The 18,215-nt window shown below is 64.1% G+C and carries 10 protein-coding genes, 1 tRNA gene and 1 pseudogene; all 12 read right to left on the bottom strand.

Features of this window, described 5'->3' with window-relative positions:
- Positions 1-5 precede the first annotated feature (5 nt).
- Positions 6-695 (bottom strand): class I SAM-dependent methyltransferase, encoded by a 690-nt coding sequence (locus tag QFZ47_RS15670; RefSeq protein WP_307656497.1) that lies wholly within the window; start codon positions 693-695, stop codon positions 6-8.
- 859 nt (positions 696-1,554) lie between these two features.
- Positions 1,555-1,764 (bottom strand): annotated as a pseudogene (locus QFZ47_RS15665) (IS66 family transposase zinc-finger binding domain-containing protein); the annotation flags it as partial.
- Between the two features lie 872 nt (positions 1,765-2,636).
- Positions 2,637-2,712, bottom strand: a tRNA-Phe gene (locus tag QFZ47_RS15660).
- An 18-nt stretch (positions 2,713-2,730) separates the two neighbouring features.
- Positions 2,731-3,432: a response regulator gene (locus QFZ47_RS15655; RefSeq protein WP_012745757.1), complete on the bottom strand. Its 702-nt coding sequence runs from the start codon at positions 3,430-3,432 to the stop codon at positions 2,731-2,733.
- Between the two features lie 92 nt (positions 3,433-3,524).
- Positions 3,525-5,855, bottom strand: coding sequence for a sensor histidine kinase (locus tag QFZ47_RS15650; protein WP_307656496.1), 2,331 nt, complete (start codon positions 5,853-5,855; stop codon positions 3,525-3,527).
- A complete protein-coding gene (locus QFZ47_RS15645; protein WP_307656495.1) occupies positions 5,852-6,499 on the bottom strand; it encodes a DUF4390 domain-containing protein in 648 nt (215 codons plus the stop codon). Before QFZ47_RS15645 ends, QFZ47_RS15650 begins: the two co-directional genes overlap by 4 nt.
- A complete protein-coding gene (gene rsmB, locus QFZ47_RS15640; RefSeq protein ID WP_307656494.1) occupies positions 6,480-7,826 on the bottom strand; it encodes a 16S rRNA (cytosine(967)-C(5))-methyltransferase RsmB in 1,347 nt (448 codons plus the stop codon). The genes QFZ47_RS15645 and rsmB overlap by 20 nt, the downstream gene beginning before the upstream one ends.
- 89 nt (positions 7,827-7,915) lie before the next feature.
- Positions 7,916-8,518, bottom strand: a complete 603-nt coding sequence (locus QFZ47_RS15635) for a LemA family protein (protein ID WP_307656493.1) — start codon at positions 8,516-8,518, stop codon at positions 7,916-7,918.
- A 102-nt stretch (positions 8,519-8,620) separates the two neighbouring features.
- Entirely contained in the window at positions 8,621-12,850 is a 4,230-nt protein-coding gene (gene rpoC / locus QFZ47_RS15630; protein WP_307656492.1) for a DNA-directed RNA polymerase subunit beta', read from the bottom strand.
- Positions 12,851-12,870: 20 nt separating this feature from the next.
- Positions 12,871-16,995, bottom strand: coding sequence for a DNA-directed RNA polymerase subunit beta (rpoB, locus tag QFZ47_RS15625; RefSeq protein ID WP_307656491.1), 4,125 nt, complete (start codon positions 16,993-16,995; stop codon positions 12,871-12,873).
- 262 nt (positions 16,996-17,257) lie between these two features.
- Complete coding sequence (gene rplL, locus QFZ47_RS15620) at positions 17,258-17,629, bottom strand: 50S ribosomal protein L7/L12 (RefSeq protein WP_198789614.1); 372 nt, start codon at positions 17,627-17,629, stop codon at positions 17,258-17,260.
- Positions 17,630-17,674: 45 nt separating this feature from the next.
- Positions 17,675-18,214: a 50S ribosomal protein L10 gene (gene rplJ, locus QFZ47_RS15615; RefSeq protein WP_307656490.1), complete on the bottom strand. Its 540-nt coding sequence runs from the start codon at positions 18,212-18,214 to the stop codon at positions 17,675-17,677.
- Position 18,215 lies beyond the last annotated feature (1 nt).

Raw genomic sequence — 18,215 nt, 5'->3', positions numbered from 1 at the left:
CCTACTTACAGACTTTTCATACCAACCGAAGGCGGGAACTTATTCAGTGCCAAGTCGCCATAGAGCCCTGTCGGATCACTAAAAGAGAAGCCAGCACCTTCATCCTTCTGAATGAGAAATTGTCCGTGCTCCAACGCCGTGATCGGTATGTTCATCGCCTCGGCGAAGAAGACACTGAACGGACAAACCATGGTCGGCTCAAACTTCACATCATGCTGCCAGGGTGTGGTAGTGAAATCGTCGCCACCGATAAAGCCCCCGGGTCTTATTTTGGGCCACATCTTGATCAGGTCGATCGTAATCCCCCGAAGTGTGTGGTCCCCGTCGATATATGCAAAATCGAGCGACTCATCCGGTATCTCGCCAACGACTTCCTTAGTGCGCCCTCTCAAAATTCTTCGCTTATCGGCCGCAAAGGCCGTCTTCGCATCCATCTCTCGGTAGATTCCATCGAAAGCCTCAGGCCTGACATTGAAGGGTTTATTCCAATCCGGCAGATTTGCCCAAGGATCAATCATGTAGTAAATCTCGACGTGCGATGCGGCATTCAATACATCTGCTGCGAAGTCGCCTTTCCAAACCCCAACTTCGGCCATAACCCGAGTCCGCTGGGCGCAGAGAAATCTCTTCCACAGTTCGCCCCGCGAGGAAGATCCGCACAACAATGCGGCGACCTTGATACCATCAACATTCATCTGATACGCCTTCGAATTTCACGGAAGGCCTTGTTGACATCAAGTCCACATACCCGAAAGACTTGATTGATTTTACCAAACCGAACCTAAGCATGATGGCATCGATGATGCAATGCGCGCAAATAGGCTCTCCACTCGACCAAATTCCTTTACCAGCGAACTGGGCCTTTGATAGCAGGCTCATTCGAAATGAAAGCAGGTCGCAAATGATTTTCCTGCAGCAGCATTTTCCAAATCAACCCTCCTCAGGGAAACGTTGCCCCGTGATGATGGCTCCTGAAATCGACTTTATAGGGGCGCCAAAAGACCGCTAACTACAAAGCGGTAGATTTCACCCAATTGCAGTGCATTGACGATCTGACGGCTGGTGTTGTTTATTGGGAAGACAGCGATCATTGGCATCGGCGAACTGCTCACTTGGCGTAGCAGTAGTTTCCTTCGCTCAGGTGTTCAAGGTAGCGATCAAAGCGCTCGGCTCCATTCATCGATCCTCCGGCGCGAAGTTGAGAAGATCGAATTATGTCATTTATGACACGGTAAAATTAAGATGACTGCTCCCACGGGCCGATCAGATGCACGGACGGTCAGGTAGTCATCTTCAGCGCACTCTGGCCGTTCAAGGGCACCGAGATGGATGGCGAGCGGATAATGAAGCGTGCTGGGCAGGAGAGCGACAAGCCGATCGACCTGGTCAAGGTGAAGGCCGCCGTCAATCAATCACGCCCTTGCGCGTGCTGCCGGAACCGATCCGCACAGGGCGGCTTACGCGCCGCCGAGCTTGATGCTTCAGGCACAGCGCCTCGTAGTCGTCGACCGTCTGCGCCAGTGGCAACTTCTTGAACAACGCGACAAGGTAGCGGCAGGAGGGACAGGCGTATTTGATGGGGTGGCGCTGGAGCACGCGAACCTGCTCTGGGCTGTCATCCATCTGCTCGCTGATCTCGGCGCCGATCTCCACCAGCGCGTGCCCGTCATGCGCGCACACCCGCTCGGCCTCGGGCAACTCGTGCCGCACGATCTCGCGCGGCAGCGCGGGGGCCAGCGGCTTGCGTCCACGCTTCTCGCGCTCCAAGCGCGACACCGAGTCGCCTGGCTGTAGGCACAGTGCCACCAGGTGCGACTTCGCTGCTTCGTCGTATACGAACTCGCAAACCACATCGCCAATGGATACGTAGACACGAAGACGCTATCGCGCACAGTCTCTGCCCAGATGTCTTGGTTCCGAGTCAAGCAGACATCGTCGACGTACATGTCGATCAGAGCCGCCGTGGCTTGACTTCCTGCTCCCCTGACGTCGCAGCCATCCACTTCGCACCGATCCGCAGGTCAGCCATTAGGGCGCTTCCATCGATGATCACTTCCAGTGGAGCGGATCAGTCTCAGGCATCAGCCATGGTAAGTCGCCGATTCGGGATTCTCGGGCTGCGCCTCCATTGCAAGGCCGTCGTCCGTGACCGATCAGACATTTTTCGGCCACTCCGATGATCATGCGGTCGCTCAGGAGGCCAGTGCGCAATCCGGCCTGCAGTAGCTTTGTTGCTTTCATCACGCTCAGAAATCTTGGCGGCATCACACAACGATTTACCTTGCCCAGGATCGGCCAGCGGCGTGAGTCCAAAGTCGCCAGGATTCTTCTTGTGTTCCGGGCGCCCACCATAGCGGACGCGATCGGCCAATTCTCAAGCTCGTCCGCGCGAGCTTGTACCTGCACAAGCGTTAGGAGCTTGCGTGCGCAATGCCGAGCTGAGAGATCACGCAGCCGAAAAGCGCCGGCACGACGCCGATGCAGTAACTTTATCGACAACTTACGAATTTGGGAGTTGCTGCCGAATCCGGTGGATGTCGATGAACCAAGGCGGATGAAGGCGGACACAAAAAAGCCCTAAGCTGTTGATTTGCTTGGGGCTTTTTGGGGTTGCGCCTTTAAGGAACGCAGGAATTTGGTGGCCTGGGGCGGAATCGAACCACCGACACGCGGATTTTCAATCCGCTGCTCTACCAACTGAGCTACCGGGCCTTGGTGTGCAGCCTTAAATTATACAGCGCTTCTGCGGCCTCTCGAAAGATCGACGCCAAGTTGTTTGAGCTTGCGATAGAGGTGGGTGCGCTCCAGTCCGGTCTTCTCGGCCACGCGGGTCATCGAGCCGTTCTCCATGGCCAGGTGGAATTCGAAGTAGGCCTTCTCGAAACCGTCGCGCGCGTCGCGCAGCGGGCGGTCGAGGTCGAAGCTCTGGGTCGACTGTGGTCCGGCGTCGGGCACCGGCACAGAGGCGAGCGACGCCAGCAGCAGGCTGTCGCCGGTGGTGGTGATGGCGGCCGAGGGGTTGATGCCCGGGGCCGGGGGCACCACGCCGGCCGCCGCACGCCTGGCGTTCTCGCGCGCGAGGCCCTGCTCCACGGCCTTCAGGAGCTTCTGCAGCGTGATGGGTTTCTCGAGGAACGCAAAGGCGCCGATGCGGGTGGCGTCGACGGCCGTGTCGATGGTGGCGTGGCCGCTCATCATGATGACGGGCATGCTCAGGAGGCCGGCGGTGGACCATTCCTTGAGCAGCGTGACGCCGTCGGTGTCGGGCATCCAGATGTCGAGCAGCACGAGATCGGGCCGGGCGCGCTGCCGCGCTGCGCGTGCTTCGGCGGCGTTTTCCGCCAGCTCCACGTTGTGGCCTTCGTCATTGAGAATTTCGAAGAGCAGGTCCCTGATGCCCAGCTCGTCATCGACCACGAGAATGTTTGCCATGAGTGCTGCTTGTTGTATGCGCCGGTATCTGCAATGTGTGTAGGGTCCGCCAGCCGATTCCATCGTCTGCGCGCGATGGATTTCTTTCGCGCTCAGGCGGCGGAAGACTTCGGATCTTCGGTGTGAGCGGCCGCTGTTTGCGGCTCGCCTGCCAGCGCGAATGATAGCGAGACTTGCGCCCCTGCTACAGCCCCATCGACAACGCGGTTGGAAAGCTCGATGCGGGCGCCGTGCTCGTCCGCGATCTTCTTGACCACGGCCAGCCCCAAACCTGTACCTTTTGTTTTCGTGGTGACGTAGGGCTCGAAGGCGCGCTTGAGAATGTTCTCGGCAAAGCCCGGCCCGCTGTCCTGCACGGTCAGGCGCACGCGCTGGCCCGAATCGCCCAGGCGGGTGCGAATGACGACCTCGCCGGCCCGGCCGGTGCTGCTGGCGGCAGCCTCGGCAGCGTCCTGCGCGTTCTGCAGCAGGTTGTGGATGACCTGGCGGATCTGCTGTGCGTCGCCGCGGATGGGCGGGCAGCGCTCGTCGAGCTCGGAGCGCAGCGCGATGGGCGCGCTCTCGGCGCCGTAGAGCTGGAGCACGTCGGCCAGCAGCGCGTTGAGGTCGACGGGCTTGAGGTCGGCCGCGGGCAGGCGGGCATAGTCGCGGAACTCGTTGACCAGCCGCTTCATGGCGTCGACCTGGTCGACGATGGTCTTGACCGACTTGACGAGCACGGCCTGCTCAGACGGCGCGACCTTGCCGGAGAGCTTCATCTCGAGCCGCTCGGCCGAAAGCTGGATGGGCGTGAGCGGGTTCTTGATTTCGTGGGCCAGGCGGCGCGCCACTTCGCCCCAGGCCTGCGCGCGCTGGGCGGAGACGATTTCGGAGATGTCGTCGAACACCAGCAGCCGCGCGGCGCCCGGCAGCTCGGCACCGCGCGCGACGATGTTGATGGCGCTGTCCTGCTGCGGCAGGTCGTTGCCGGTGGCGTGCAGCTCGAAGGCGTGCTGCCAGTGGTCGAGGCCGTGCTGCAGGCGCTCGACCTGGAATTCGTCGAATTGCTGCTGCACGCTGGTGCCGAAGTCGGCCAGCCCGGGCACCTGGGCGAGCGGCAGGCCCTCGTAGGCGGCCAGCGGCGCGCGCAGCACGCGGGTGGCACCGGGGTTGGTGGAAAGTATGGTTCCCTTGGCGTCGAGCACGATCACGCCGGAGGTCAGGTTGTCGAGGATGGTCTGCAGGTTGGCACGCGCGGCGTCGAGCTGCCCCATGGTTTTTTCGACGGCGCCGCGGGCGTCGGCCAGCTGCTGGGTCATGACGGCGAAGGAGCGCGTGAGGCCGCCCAGCTCGTCCTTGCCCTGCAGCACGGCCGTCGGCCGCAGGTCGCCGCCGGCCACCTGGCGAACGCCGTCCGCGAGCACCAGCAGCGGCCGCGCGAGCTGGTTGCCGAACAGCACCGCCAGCAGCACGGCGCCGAACACGGCCAGGAAAAGGCTCAGCGTAAGGGTGCCGATGTACATCCGCCGCAGGCCCTCGCGGGCGAGGGCCCGCTCCTGGTATTCGCGGTTGGCCTCCTGCACGGCGAGCGCGTTGGCCACCACCGCGGGCGGCAGCGGCTGCGTGACCTGCAGGAAGCGTGGCGCGGTGTCGAAGTCGAAGCCCGGTCGCTGCACCATGGCGAGTGCGCGCACGGTGGCGGGAGGCAGGGTGGCCCCCGGCGCTGCGGTTTCGTCGAGCCCTTCAATGTGGGAAATGGCCCGGTCGGCGCGCACCTGCCGCAGCTGCTGAGTGGTCGGCCGCTCGGGGTTGAGCTGGAAGCGCGAGGCGCCGGCGCCGGCCACCAGCTGGCCGGTGCCGGTCCAGAGCACCACGTCGCTGGCCTGGAGCTGGTCGCGGATGCGCTCGAGGACGAGGCCGGCGCTCGCATCGGGCACCTGGGCCAGCTGGGCGCTGGCCACGCGCGTCTTGGCGGCCAGGTCGTCGGCGAGCGAGTCGAGCGTGGCGCGGCCGAGGTTCAGGCCGGCATCGAGCGCGCCCTCGACCTTGACGTCGAACCAGCTTTCGATCGAACGCGCGACGAACTGGTAGGACACCACGTAGACCAGCGCGCCGGGCACCACGCCCACCAGCGCGAAGATGGCCGCGAGCTTGATGAGCAGCCGGCTGCCGAACTTGCCCTGCCGCAGCCGCCGCAGCAGCCGGAAGGCGACCCAGCCGATCACCAGCACCAGCAGCACCGCCACCACCACGTTGATGCCGAAAAGCCGCACGTAGTAGCGCTCGTAGAGCGCGCGGTTGTTGGTGGCCTGGGCCAGCAGGAACATCAGCACCAGGCCGATGGCCGTGACCAGCGCGGCGCCCACGCCCACGGCCCAGCGGACCGCGCGCGAGCGGCGGGCGGCGGGCGTGGCCGCTGCGCCGCTGCGCGGCTTGTTGCTCACCGCTGCTTCTCCAGCGCCAGCTTGGTGCTGCGCTCGGCCACGATGTTCCAGTCGGCCTGGCCGACCACCCCGATCTGGAACGGACGCGGCAGCTGCGAGGTGTCGAGCCGGAAGCGGAACACGACCTGGTGCAGCGGCTCGTCGCCCATTTCGGCCGCATCGCCCAGCCGCAGCCGTCCCACGCGCCTGACGGCGTCCATGGCGTCGGCAAGGCTGTCGAAGTTCTGGTTCAGCGAAACGCCGAATCCCGCGGCGCCGGTGATCGGCACCGGCGACACGTTGAGCCGCCAGCGGCGCGTGAGCGGCTGGTAGGCCAGCCGCATGTGGCGCGTGACCTGCGCCACCTTGCGGTCGGTCCAGTACCAGCGCTCTTGGAAGACCTCGGCCTCGGCCACGAAGTAGATGGCAATGCCCTTGTCGAGCACCTCCTCCACCAGCGACGGCAGTTCGAATTGCACGGCCGCGGTGAGATAGACGCCGTCGTCGGCCTGCTCGAGCCGCATCTGGGTCACCGATGGAACGACGCGCCCCTGCGCCACGGCAATGGGGAGCAGGCAGGTCAGCAGCAATGCCCAGGCCAGCACAAGCCCGGCCAGCGGCGCCAGGACGCGCCGCCTGCGGGCCTCAGCGCGGACGTTTTTCAAGCAGTGCGTAGAAGAAGCCGTCGTGGTCACCAGAGGGATTGTCCGGGACGGCGCGGGCATTCGCCCCGCTTTGGGGAAGCAAATGGCCTGGCGACGCCCCCAATCGGGCGTCGGTGTTGTGCGCAAGAAACGCATCGATTTGATGCGAGCCCTCTTCCCGGAATACGGAACAGGTGCAGTAGAGCAGCCGGCCGCCGGGCCGCACCAGCGGCCAGAGGGCCGCGAGCAGCGCTGCCTGCTGGGCCGCCAGCTGGGCGGTATCGCTCTCGCGGCGCAGCCAGCGCACGTCGGGATGGCGCCGGACGATGCCCGAGGCCGTGCACGGTGCATCGAGCAGGATGGCATCGAAAGGCGTGCCATCCCACCATGCGGACGGGCGCGCGGCATCGGCCACCACCACCTTGGCGGACAGGCCGAGCCGGGCCAGGGTTTCGTCGATGCGGCGGCTGCGGGCGGCGTCGACCTCGAGCGCCGTTACCTCGATGGCCGCCGGACCGGCGAATTCCAGCAGGTGCGCGGTCTTGCCGCCGGGGGCGGCGCAGGCATCGAGCACGCGCAGCGGCGCTGCCGCGGCAGTTCCGGCAGTTCCGGCCACGGGCAGCAGGCCCTCGAGCAGCAGCGGCGCGGCCAGCTGCGCGGCGGCATCCTGCACCGAGCATTCGCCGTCGGCAAACCCGGGCAGCTGCTGCACCGGGCGCGCACGCGCCAGCTGCAGGCCCGATTCCCCCACCCGAATGGCCGCCAGGCCCACCGACTGGAGCGCCAGCTGATAGGCAGGCACGGTGGTCTTCCGGAGGTTGACGCGCAGCGTCATCGGCGGCTGCGCGTTGTCGGCGGCAAGCACCCGCTGCCAGTCGCGCGGATGGTCGCGCTTGAGCCGCTCGATCCACCAGCGCGGATGGTTCCACTGCGCCACCGGCTCATGGTCGGTCGCGGCCACGAGCTCGTCGCGCTCGCGCAGGAAACGCCGCAGGCAGGCATTGATGAAACTCGCCTGCGCGCGCGTGGCGGGATTGCGCTTGGCCGCCTCGACGGCCTGGTCGACCAGCGTGAAGGGCTCGTAGGGTGCGTGCTGCGCATCCCAGGCCAGCGCCAATGCGGTGCACAAGAGCGCATCGGGCAGCGGCGGCGGCGTGCGCTTGGCCAGATGGCGGCGCAGGGCCTCGGCGCGGCCAAGCCAGCGCAGCACCTGGAAGCCGAGTGCCTGCACACCGGGGCGCATGGCGGGCTCGACGGCTTCGAACGCGGCGGTGCCCGAGCTGCCGGCGCGAATCGACGCGAGCGCCGCCGCAGTCAGTTGCAGCTGGCGCCACAGCGGGGGTTGCATCGGCGCTGTGCCGGCGGGGTGATCGGAAGATAGTTCTGACAAGTTGGGTCGATGGTAAGAAAAAATGCAACGCCGGCGTCTGGACAACTTCAAAGCAGCGGCGCGGCCGGGCGCAAACGCACCATCCATGCCACCAGCAGCGCCGGAAACTGGACGATGGCGGCGTTGTACTGCCCCACCGCCAGGTTGAACTGGCTGCGTGCAATTTCCGCCGCGGCCGAAGGCTCGGGCCAGGCCATGGGTTCCAGTGTGCCGGATGCCGCACTGGCGCCGGTCGGCAGCAGCGGCGCCGGCCGCGAGAGCGTTCCGTCCGCCTCGAAAACCGTCACTGAATCGGGGTGCTGGCGCTGCCAGGCCGTGATCAGCACCTGCAGCGCGGTGGCCAGCGCGGCCATGCCGCCGGGGTCGAGCGGGTGCAGCCGCGTCGCGCCCAGCAGGGTTGCAAGCTGGGTGGTGGCGGCCTGCAGCGGCGCCACGGCCGATGAATGGCTGGACGCATCTTTTTCCGGCAGGGCGGCCGTGATGCTGGCCTGAACGAAGTCCAGCTGCTTTCGAAGGGCCGCATCAAGCGTGGCGTAGGCCTGGAGCACGGCCGCGCGCAGGCGCACGAGCCGGTTGTATGCGCCCACGAACCAGAACAGGAGCACGGCAGCGACGATCCAGCCGGCCATCGAATCGGGCAACACGCTCATCGGCAAAAACGCTTCGCAATAAAAAACTCAAAGAAAAACGCCCCCCAACCGGAGGCGGTCGGGGGGCGTCGGATACCGGTCATGGCCGGTGATGCTAACCAGTTATTCGGTCGCGGCGCCTTCGCTGGCGTCGGCCGTGGTGGAAGCATCGCTGGTCGAACCGGCCAGTTCGGCGGCTTCGGATTCGGCGATGGCGCGGCGCTCGGCCTCGTCCATCTGATCCTTGGCCTTGCGCGCCTGGTGGTAGGCCATGCCGGTGCCTGCGGGAATCAGGCGGCCGACGATGACGTTTTCCTTCAGGCCGCGCAGCTCGTCGCGCTTGCCCATGATCGCGGCTTCGGTCAGCACGCGCGTCGTTTCCTGGAACGAAGCGGCAGAGATGAACGAGTCGGTCGACAGCGAGGCCTTCGTGATACCCAGCAGCAGGTTGGTGAACGTCGCGGGGATCTTGCCAGCGGCGCGCAGGGCGTCGTTGGTGTTGAGCATTTCGCTGCGTTCGACCTGTTCGCCGGAGATGTAGCTGGTCTCGCCGATGTTGTCGACCACGACGCGGCGCAGCATCTGGCGAACGATCACCTCGATGTGCTTGTCGTTGATCTTCACACCCTGCAGGCGGTACACGTCCTGCACTTCGTCCACGATGTAGCGCGCCAGTTCTTCCGAACCCAGCAGGCGCAGGATGTCCTGCGGGTCCGCCGGACCGTCGACCACGCTCTCGCCCTTGTTCACCACCTGGCCTTCGTGCACCAGGATGTTCTTTTCCTTCGGCACGAGGTCTTCGTAGACGCCGCCTTCGGGATCGGTGATCTGCAGGCGGATCTTGCCCTTGGTCTCCTTGCCGAACGACACGGTACCGGTCATTTCGGCCAGCATGCCCTTGTCCTTTGGCGAACGGGCTTCGAACAGCTCGGCCACACGCGGCAGACCGCCGGTGATGTCGCGCGTCTTCTGGCCTTCGACCGGAATGCGCGCCAGCACTTCGCCGGGGCCCACGTCCTGGCCGTCGCGGATCTGCACCAGCGAGCCGATCGGAAAGCCGATCGTCACCGAGTGGTCGGTGCCCGGGATCTTCACTTCGGCGCCGGAGGCGTCGATGAGCTTCACCTGCGGGCGCACGACCTTGGCAGCGCCGCGGCGCTTCGGATCGATCACGACCAGGGTCGACAGGCCGGTCACTTCGTCCACCTGCTTGGCGACCGTGAGGCCTTCTTCCACATTCTCGAACTGCGTCTTGCCGGCGAATTCCGTGATGATCGGGCGCGTCAGCGGATCCCAGTTGGCAAGCACGTGGCCGGCCTTGATCTGCTGGTCGGCCTTGACGGCCAGGATCGCACCGTACGGCACCTTGTGGCGTTCGCGCTCGCGGCCGTGTTCGTCATGAATGACGATCTCGCCCGAACGTGCAATCACCACCAGCTCGTTCTTGCTGTTGGTCACGTAGCGCATCGTGGCGTTGAAGCCGATCACGCCGTTGGACTTGGCTTCGACGCTCGAGGCCACCGCTGCACGCGATGCCGCGCCACCGATGTGGAAGGTACGCATCGTCAGCTGCGTGCCGGGTTCGCCGATCGACTGCGCCGCGATCACACCGACGGCTTCGCCGATGTTGATCAGGCCGCCGCGGCCCAGGTCGCGCCCGTAGCAGGTCGCGCAGATGCCGAAGCGGGTTTCGCAGGTCAGCGCAGTACGCACCTTGACCTCGTCGACGCCTTGCGCCTCGAGCTCTTCGATGTTGTCCTCGTCGAACATCTCGCCGGCCTTCAGCAGCACCGAGCGGTTTTCCGGGTGCAGCACGTCGTCCGCAGCCGAGCGGCCGAGGATACGGTCGCGCAGCGACTCGATCACCTCACCGCCTTCGACGATGGCGCGCATCAGGTAGCCGCCGTGCGTGCCGCAGTCCTGCTCGGTCACCACCAGGTCTTGCGTCACGTCGACCAGGCGACGGGTCAGGTAGCCCGAGTTCGCCGTCTTCAGCGCCGTATCGGCCAGACCCTTTCGGGCACCGTGGGTGGAGATGAAGTACTCCAGCACGTTCAGGCCTTCGCGGAAGTTCGCGGTGATGGGCGTCTCGATGATCGAGCCGTCCGGCTTGGCCATCAGGCCACGCATGCCGGCCACCTGGCGAATCTGCGCTGCGGAACCGCGGGCGCCGGAGTCGGCCATCATGTAGATGGAGTTGAACGACTCCTGCTCGACTTCCTTGCCGTGACGATCGATGACGCGCTGCTTCGACAGCTTGGCCATCATGACCTTCGACACTTCGTCGCCGGCCTTGCCCCAGATGTCCACCACCTTGTTGTAGCGTTCGCCGGAGGTCACGAGACCGGAGACGTACTGCTGTTCGATCTCCTTCACTTCCTTGGCCGAGCGCTCGATGATGCCGTGCTTTTCAGCAGGCACCAGCATGTCGTCGATGGCAATCGAGATGCCGGCCTTGGTGGCCAGGCGGAAGCCGTTCTGCAGCAGCTTGTCGGCAAACACCACGGTCTCTTTCAGGCCGCACTTGCGGAACGAGACGTTGATGAGCTTGGAGATTTCCTTCTTCTTCAGCGCCTTGTTGATGTTCGAGAACGGCAGGCCCTTGGGCAGGATCTCGGACAGCAGTGCACGGCCCACGGTGGTGTCCACCAGCGACGTGGAAGCGGTGAATGCACCGGTTTCCTTGTCCTTGGTGTACTCCGTGATGCGCACGGCGACCTTGGCGGTGAGCTCGACCACGTTGGCGTCGAGCGCGCGCTGGACTTCACCGATGTCGGAGAAGATCAGGCCCTCGCCCTTGGCGTTGATGCGGTCGCGGGTCGTGTAGTACAGACCCAGCACCACGTCCTGCGAAGGAACGATCGACGGTTCACCCGACGCCGGGAACAGCACGTTGTTGGAGGCCAGCATCAGCGTGCGGGCTTCCATCTGCGCTTCCACCGACAGCGGCACGTGGACAGCCATCTGGTCGCCGTCGAAGTCGGCGTTGAAGGCCGCGCAAACCAGCGGGTGCAGCTGGATTGCCTTGCCTTCGATCAGGATCGGCTCGAACGCCTGGATGCCCAAACGGTGCAGCGTAGGCGCACGGTTCAGCATGACCGGGTGTTCCTTGATCACTTCTTCCAGGATGTCCCAGACCACCGGCGTGCCCGATTCGACTTCCTTCTTGGCAGCCTTGATCGTGGTCGCGATGCCCATGGCTTCGAGGCGCGAGAAGATGAAGGGCTTGAACAGTTCGAGCGCCATCAGCTTCGGCAGGCCGCACTGGTGCAGCTTGAGCGTCGGGCCCACCACGATGACCGAACGGCCCGAGTAGTCGACGCGCTTGCCCAGCAGATTCTGGCGGAAGCGGCCGCTCTTGCCCTTGATCATGTCGGCCAGCGACTTCAGCGCGCGCTTGTTGGCGCCCGTCATGGCCTTGCCGCGGCGGCCGTTGTCCAGCAGCGAGTCGACCGCCTCTTGCAGCATCCGCTTTTCGTTGCGCGCGATGATTTCCGGAGCCTTGAGCTCCAGCAGGCGGCGCAGGCGCGAGTTGCGGTTGATGACGCGGCGGTACAGGTCGTTCAGGTCGGAAGTCGCGAAGCGGCCGCCGTCCAGCGGCACCAGCGGACGCAGGTCCGGCGGCAGCACGGGCAGCACTTCGAGCACCATCCACTGGGGCTTGATGCCCGACTTGCGGAAGGCTTCCAGCACCTTGAGGCGCTTGGAGTTCTTCTTGACCTTGACTTCGGAACCGGTCAGGTCGCCGCGCAGGCGTTCGATCTCGCTGTCGAGTTCGATGCCTTCGAGCAGGTCCCTGATGCCTTCGGCGCCCATCTTGGCGACGAATTCGTCGCCGAATTCCTTGCGCTTGGCGTCGTAGTCGTCCTCGGACATGATGCCGAACTTCTTCAGCGGGGTCATGCCGGGATCGGTGATCACGTAGGCTTCGAAGTACAGCACGCGTTCGATGTCGCGCAGCGTCATGTCGAGCACGAGGCCCAGGCGCGACGGCAGCGACTTCAGGAACCAGATGTGCGCGCAGGGCGCAGCCAGGTCGATGTGGCCCATGCGCTCGCGGCGCACCTTGGTCTGCGTGACTTCAACGCCGCACTTCTCGCAGATCACGCCGCGGTGCTTCAGGCGCTTGTACTTGCCGCACAGGCACTCGTAGTCCTTGATGGGGCCGAAGATCTTGGCGCAGAAGAGACCGTCGCGCTCGGGCTTGAACGTGCGGTAGTTGATCGTCTCGGGCTTCTTCACCTCGCCGAAAGACCACGAACGGATCTTCTCGGGCGAAGCCATGCCGATCTTGATGGCATCGAAATGCTCATCGGGCGTGAATTGCTTGAACAGGTCGAGTAATGACTTCATGTGACTCTTTCCTTGTCTGCTTATGAACGTTCGAGTTCAATGTCCAGGCCAAGGGAACGGATTTCCTTGACCAGCACGTTGAACGATTCCGGCATGCCGGCTTCGATGGAGTGTTCGCCCTTGACGATGCTTTCGTACACCTTGGTACGGCCTTGCACGTCGTCGGACTTCACGGTCAGCATTTCCTGCAGCACGTAGGCGGCGCCGTAGGCTTCCAGCGCCCACACTTCCATTTCGCCGAAACGCTGGCCGCCGAACTGCGCCTTGCCGCCCAGCGGCTGCTGGGTGACGAGCGAGTACGGGCCGGTCGAACGGGCGTGCATCTTGTCGTCGACCAGGTGGTGCAGCTTCAAGAAGTGCATGTAGCCGACGGTGACGGGACGCTCGAACTGGTCGCCGGTGCGGCCGTCGTACAGGTAGGCCTGCGTGCGCGTGTCGGTCAGGCCCTTGAGCTTGGCGATGTCGTCCGGATAGGCGAGCTTCAGCATGCCGCGGATTTCCTCTTCCGAGGCGCCGTCGAACACCGGCGTTGCGAAGGTCGCGCCGGTTTGCAGGTTGGCGGCCATCTCGAGCACGTCGGTGTCGCTCAGCTGGCCGAGGTCTTCCTTGCGGCCCGAGCCGTTGTACAACTGCTCCATGAACTTGCGCAGCTCGGCCACCTTGGCCTCTTGCTGCAGCAGGTCGCCGATGCGGTTGCCGATGCCCTTGCCGGCCCAGCCCAGGTGCACTTCGAGCACCTGGCCCACGTTCATCCGCGAAGGCACGCCCAGCGGGTTCAGGCAGATGTCGCATGGCGTGCCGTCGGCCATGTGGGGCATGTCTTCGACCGGAACGATCTTCGACACCACACCCTTGTTGCCGTGGCGGCCGGCCATCTTGTCGCCGGGTTGCAGGCGGCGCTTGACGGCCAGGTAGACCTTGACCATCTTGAGCACGCCCGCGGGCAGCTCGTCGCCCTGCGTGAGCTTCTTGCGCTTTTCTTCGAACGCGAGGTCGAAGCTGTGGCGCGTCTGCTCGAGCGAGTTCTTGATCGACTCGAGCTGGGTTGCCACTTCGTCGTCCGCCGGGCGGATGTCGAACCAGTGGAACTTCTCGACCGACGACAGGTAGGCCTTGTCGAGCTTGGTGCCTTTGGCCAGCTTGTTGGGGCCGCCGTTGGCGACCTTGCCGGTCAAGAGCTTCTCGATACGGTCGAACGCGTCAGCTTCGACGATGCGAAGCTGGTCGTTCAGGTCGAGGCGGAAGCGCTTGAGCTCGTCGTCGATGATCTGCTGGGCGCGCTTGTCGCGCGTGATGCCTTCGCGGGTGAACACCTGCACGTCGATCACGGTGCCTTGCGAGCCCTGGTCCACGCGCAGCGAGGTGTCCTTCACGTCGGAAGCCTTCTCGCCGAAGATCGCGCGAAGCAGCTTCTCTTCAGGCGTCAGCGTGGTCTCGCCCTTCGGCGTGACCTTGCCCACCAGCGTGTCGCCCGGCTGCACTTCGGCGCCGACATAGATGATGCCGGATTCGTCGAGGCGGTTGAGCTGCTGCTCGGCCAGGTTCGGGATGTCGCGCGTGATTTCCTCGGCACCCAGCTTGGTGTCGCGGGCCATCACCACCAGTTCCTCGATGTGGATCGAGGTGTAGCGGTCTTCTGCGACGACGCGTTCGGAGATCAGGATCGAGTCTTCGAAGTTGTAGCCGTTCCAGGGCATGAACGCGATCAGCATGTTCTGGCCGAGCGCCAGTTCGCCGAGGTCGGTCGATGCGCCGTCGGCCACCACGTCGCCCTTGGCGATTTTGTCGCCGCGCTTGACGATCGGGCGCTGGTGGATGTTGGTGTTCTGGTTCGAACGCTGATACTTGATCAGGTTGTAGATGTCCACACCGACTTCACCGGCTGCCGCTTCGGCGTCGTTCACGCGCACCACGATGCGGGTCGCGTCGACGTAATCGACGATGCCGCCGCGGGTAGCCGTGACCACGGTGCCGGAGTCGACCGCGGAGACGCGCTCGATGCCGGTGCCGACCATCGGCTTCTCGGGGCGCAGCACGGGCACGGCCTGGCGCTGCATGTTGGCGCCCATCAGCGCGCGGTTCGCGTCGTCGTGCTCGAGGAACGGCACGAGCGAGGCAGCCACCGACACGATCTGCGCAGGCGACACGTCCATGTACTGGATGCGCTCGGCACCGACCAGGATCGATTCGCCGGCTTCGCGCGCGGAGACCAGGTCGCCGGTCAACGTGCCTTCCTTGTCCAGCACTGCATTGGCCTGGGCGATGACGTACTTGCCTTCCTCGATGGCCGACAGGTAGTCGATCTCGTTGGTGACCTTGCTGTCGATCACGCGGCGGTACGGCGTCTCGATGAAGCCGTATTCGTTCAGACGGGCGTACAGGGCCAGCGAGTTGATCAGGCCGATGTTCGGGCCTTCAGGCGTTTCGATCGGGCACACGCGGCCGTAATGCGTGACGTGCACGTCGCGCACTTCGAAACCTGCACGTTCGCGCGTCAGACCGCCCGGGCCAAGAGCCGACACGCGGCGCTTGTGGGTGATTTCGGACAGCGGGTTCGTCTGGTCCATGAACTGCGACAGCTGCGAGGCGCCGAAGAATTCCTTCAGCGCGGCCGAGATCGGCTTGCTGTTGATCAGGTCGTGCGGCATCAGCGGCTCTTGCTCCGCCTGGCCCAGTCGTTCCTTCACGGCCTTCTCGATGCGTGCCAGGCCGGTGCGGTACTGGTTTTCGGCCAGTTCGCCGACGCAACGCACGCGGCGGTTGCCCAGGTGGTCGATGTCGTCGACTTCGCCGTTGCCGTTGCGCAGGTCCACCAGGATCTTGACCACGGCCAGGATGTCTTCGTTGGTCAGCACCATCGGGCCGGTCGATTCGTCGCGGCCGACCTTGGCGTTGAACTTCATGCGGCCGACGCGCGACAGGTCGTACGTGTCCGGGTTGTAGAACAGGCGCTGGAACAGGGCCTGCACGGCGTCTTCCGTCGGCGGCTCGCCGGGGCGCATCATGCGGTAGATGGCCACGCGGGCGGCGAACTCGTCGACGGTTTCGTCGATGCGCAGCGTCTGCGAGATGTACGCGCCCTGGTCCAGTTCGTTCGTGTAGATGACCTGGATGTCCTGCACGCCGGCCGTGCGCAGCTTCTTCAGGAGCGCTTCGGTCAGCTCGTCGTTGGCCTTGGCCAGGATTTCGCCGGAGTCGGCGTCGACGATGTTGCGGGCGATGACGCGGCCGACCAGGAAGTCTTCCGGCACGCTGATGTGCGTGGTGCCCGACTGCTCGAGTTCACGCGTGTGGCGCGCGGTGACGCGCTTGTCCTTGGCGACCACGACCTTGCCCGACTTGTCGGTGATGTCGAAGCGCGCGACTTCGCCGCGCAGGCGCTCGGGAACGAATTCCATCTGCGCGCCGCTGTCCATCAGGCGGAAGTTGTCGTTCACGAAGAAGTTCGCGAGGATCGATTCCGGGTTCAGGCCGATGGCCTTCAGCAGGATCGTGACCGGCATCTTGCGGCGGCGGTCGACGCGGAAGTACAGCATGTCCTTCGGATCGAATTCGAAGTCGAGCCACGAGCCGCGGTAGGGAATCACGCGGGCCGAGAACAGGAGCTTGCCCGAGCTGTGCGTCTTGCCCTTGTCGTGTTCGAAGAACACGCCGGGCGAACGGTGCAGCTGCGAGACGATCACGCGCTCGGTGCCGTTGATGATGAACGAACCCTTTTCGGTCATGAGCGGCACTTCGCCCATGTAGACCTCTTGTTCCTTCACTTCCTTGACCACCTTCGACTGCGAGGTCGAAGACTCGCGGTCATAGATGATGAGCTGCACCTTGGCGCGCACGGCCGAGGCGAAGGTCAGACCGCGGGTCTGGCATTCACGCACGTCGAAGGCGGGCTTCGCGAGGTTGTACTCGAGGAACTTCATCTCGACAAAACCATTGTGCGAGACGATCGGGAACGCAGCGTCGAACGCGGCCTGCAGGCCTTCGACGGTGCGTTGTTTGGGGGCGATGCCGGCTTGCAGGAACGCGGTGTACGCGTCTTTCTGCATCTGCAGCAGGTAAGGAATTTCGACGACGCTGTCGCGGTTACCGAAACTTTTTCGGATGCGCTTGCGTTCGGTGTAACTGTACGCGGACGATTGGGCCATGAGAGCTCCGGAGCTTGAGATCTTCAGCGACTTGTCAGCAGTGCCGAGGCACCACTGCTTGGCGGCTGGCCACTACCAGCCGTTGGCGGACAGCGATGCGTTGCACATCGCCCGAACCAAGGGGTCTTCTGCAGTCGGGGTCAGAAGACACTCAAAAAACGCCTTGATCGGTGGGCAATCAAGCCGGTTTTTGGGTGCGCTCTGAAAGCGGCAAAGGCTGGAGGGCCTTTTCAGGCACCTCCAGCCCTCCAGGGGGACTGAATTACTTCAGTTCCACCTTGGCGCCGGCTTCTTCCAGCTTCTTCTTGGCGGCTTCAGCGTCAGCCTTGGACAGGGCTTCCTTGACAGCCTTGGGAGCGGCTTCCACCAGGTCCTTGGCTTCTTTGAGGCCCAGGCCGGTGATTTCGCGCACGGCCTTGATGACCGAAACCTTGTTCGCGCCGACGTCCGCCAGCACGACATTGAATTCGGTTTGCTCTTCGGCCACTGCAGCGGCGGGGCCGGCAGCAGCCGGGCCGGCCATGGCGGCAGCGCTCACGCCAAACTTCTCTTCGATGGCTTTCACCAGTTCGTTGAGCTCCAGGACCGTCATGCTGTCGAGCGCGGTCAGAAATGCGTCTTTATCGAATGCCATTTTTGTTTCCTAACAATTGGGTTGAATATTTCAAACGCAAGCCGCTTATGCGGGTTGCGCTTCGGCTTCTGCCGGTGCATCGGCTGCGGGTGCTGCGCCTTCGCCACGCTTCGCGGCCAGCGCCGCGAGAACGCGTGCCGTACGGGAAATCGGGGATTGCATCAAGCCCAGCAACTGCGCCAACAGCACTTCCTTCGAAGGGATGCTTGCGAGCTGCTTCACGCCGTTCACGTCCAGGACCTTGCCGCCAAACGCACCACCGCGAATCACCAACTTGTCGTTGGTCTTCGCGAAGTCGGCCACCACCTTGGCGGCGGCCACTGCGTCTTCGGAAAAGCCGTAGATGAGCGGGCCGGTCATCTGGTCGCCAATGACTTCGAATGCGCTACCAGCCACAGCACGGCGTGCCAGCGTGTTCTTGAACACACTGAGAGTCACACCCTTGCTGCGTGCTTCAGTACGCAGTTTGGTCATATCGGCAACCGTGATGCCACGGTATTCCGCCAGCACGAGCGTTTGAGCTTTTGCGGCGAGGCTGGTCACATCACTGATGACCGCTTCTTTCTCACTGCGATTCAGACTCAAG

It is taken from the genome of Variovorax paradoxus, from assembly GCF_030815975.1.
Taxonomy (GTDB): Bacteria; Pseudomonadota; Gammaproteobacteria; order Burkholderiales; family Burkholderiaceae_C; genus Variovorax; species Variovorax paradoxus_N.
The sequence above is the reverse complement of the archived record's forward strand: the minus strand, read 5'-3'. Positions and strand labels throughout refer to the sequence as shown.

Excerpts from the sequence above, each read along its gene's own strand:
- QFZ47_RS15670 (WP_307656497.1), bottom strand. The coding sequence starts at position 695 with ATGAATGTTGATGGTATCAAGGTCGCCGCATTGTTGTGCGGATCTTCC.
- QFZ47_RS15655 (WP_012745757.1), bottom strand. The coding sequence starts at position 3,432 with ATGGCAAACATTCTCGTGGTCGATGACGAGCTGGGCATCAGGGACCTG.
- rsmB (WP_307656494.1), bottom strand. The coding sequence starts at position 7,826 with ATGCAACCCCCGCTGTGGCGCCAGCTGCAACTGACTGCGGCGGCGCTC.
- QFZ47_RS15635 (WP_307656493.1), bottom strand. The coding sequence starts at position 8,518 with ATGAGCGTGTTGCCCGATTCGATGGCCGGCTGGATCGTCGCTGCCGTG.
- rpoC (WP_307656492.1), bottom strand. The coding sequence starts at position 12,850 with ATGAAGTCATTACTCGACCTGTTCAAGCAATTCACGCCCGATGAGCAT.
- rpoB (WP_307656491.1), bottom strand. The coding sequence starts at position 16,995 with ATGGCCCAATCGTCCGCGTACAGTTACACCGAACGCAAGCGCATCCGA.
- rplL (WP_198789614.1), bottom strand. The coding sequence starts at position 17,629 with ATGGCATTCGATAAAGACGCATTTCTGACCGCGCTCGACAGCATGACG.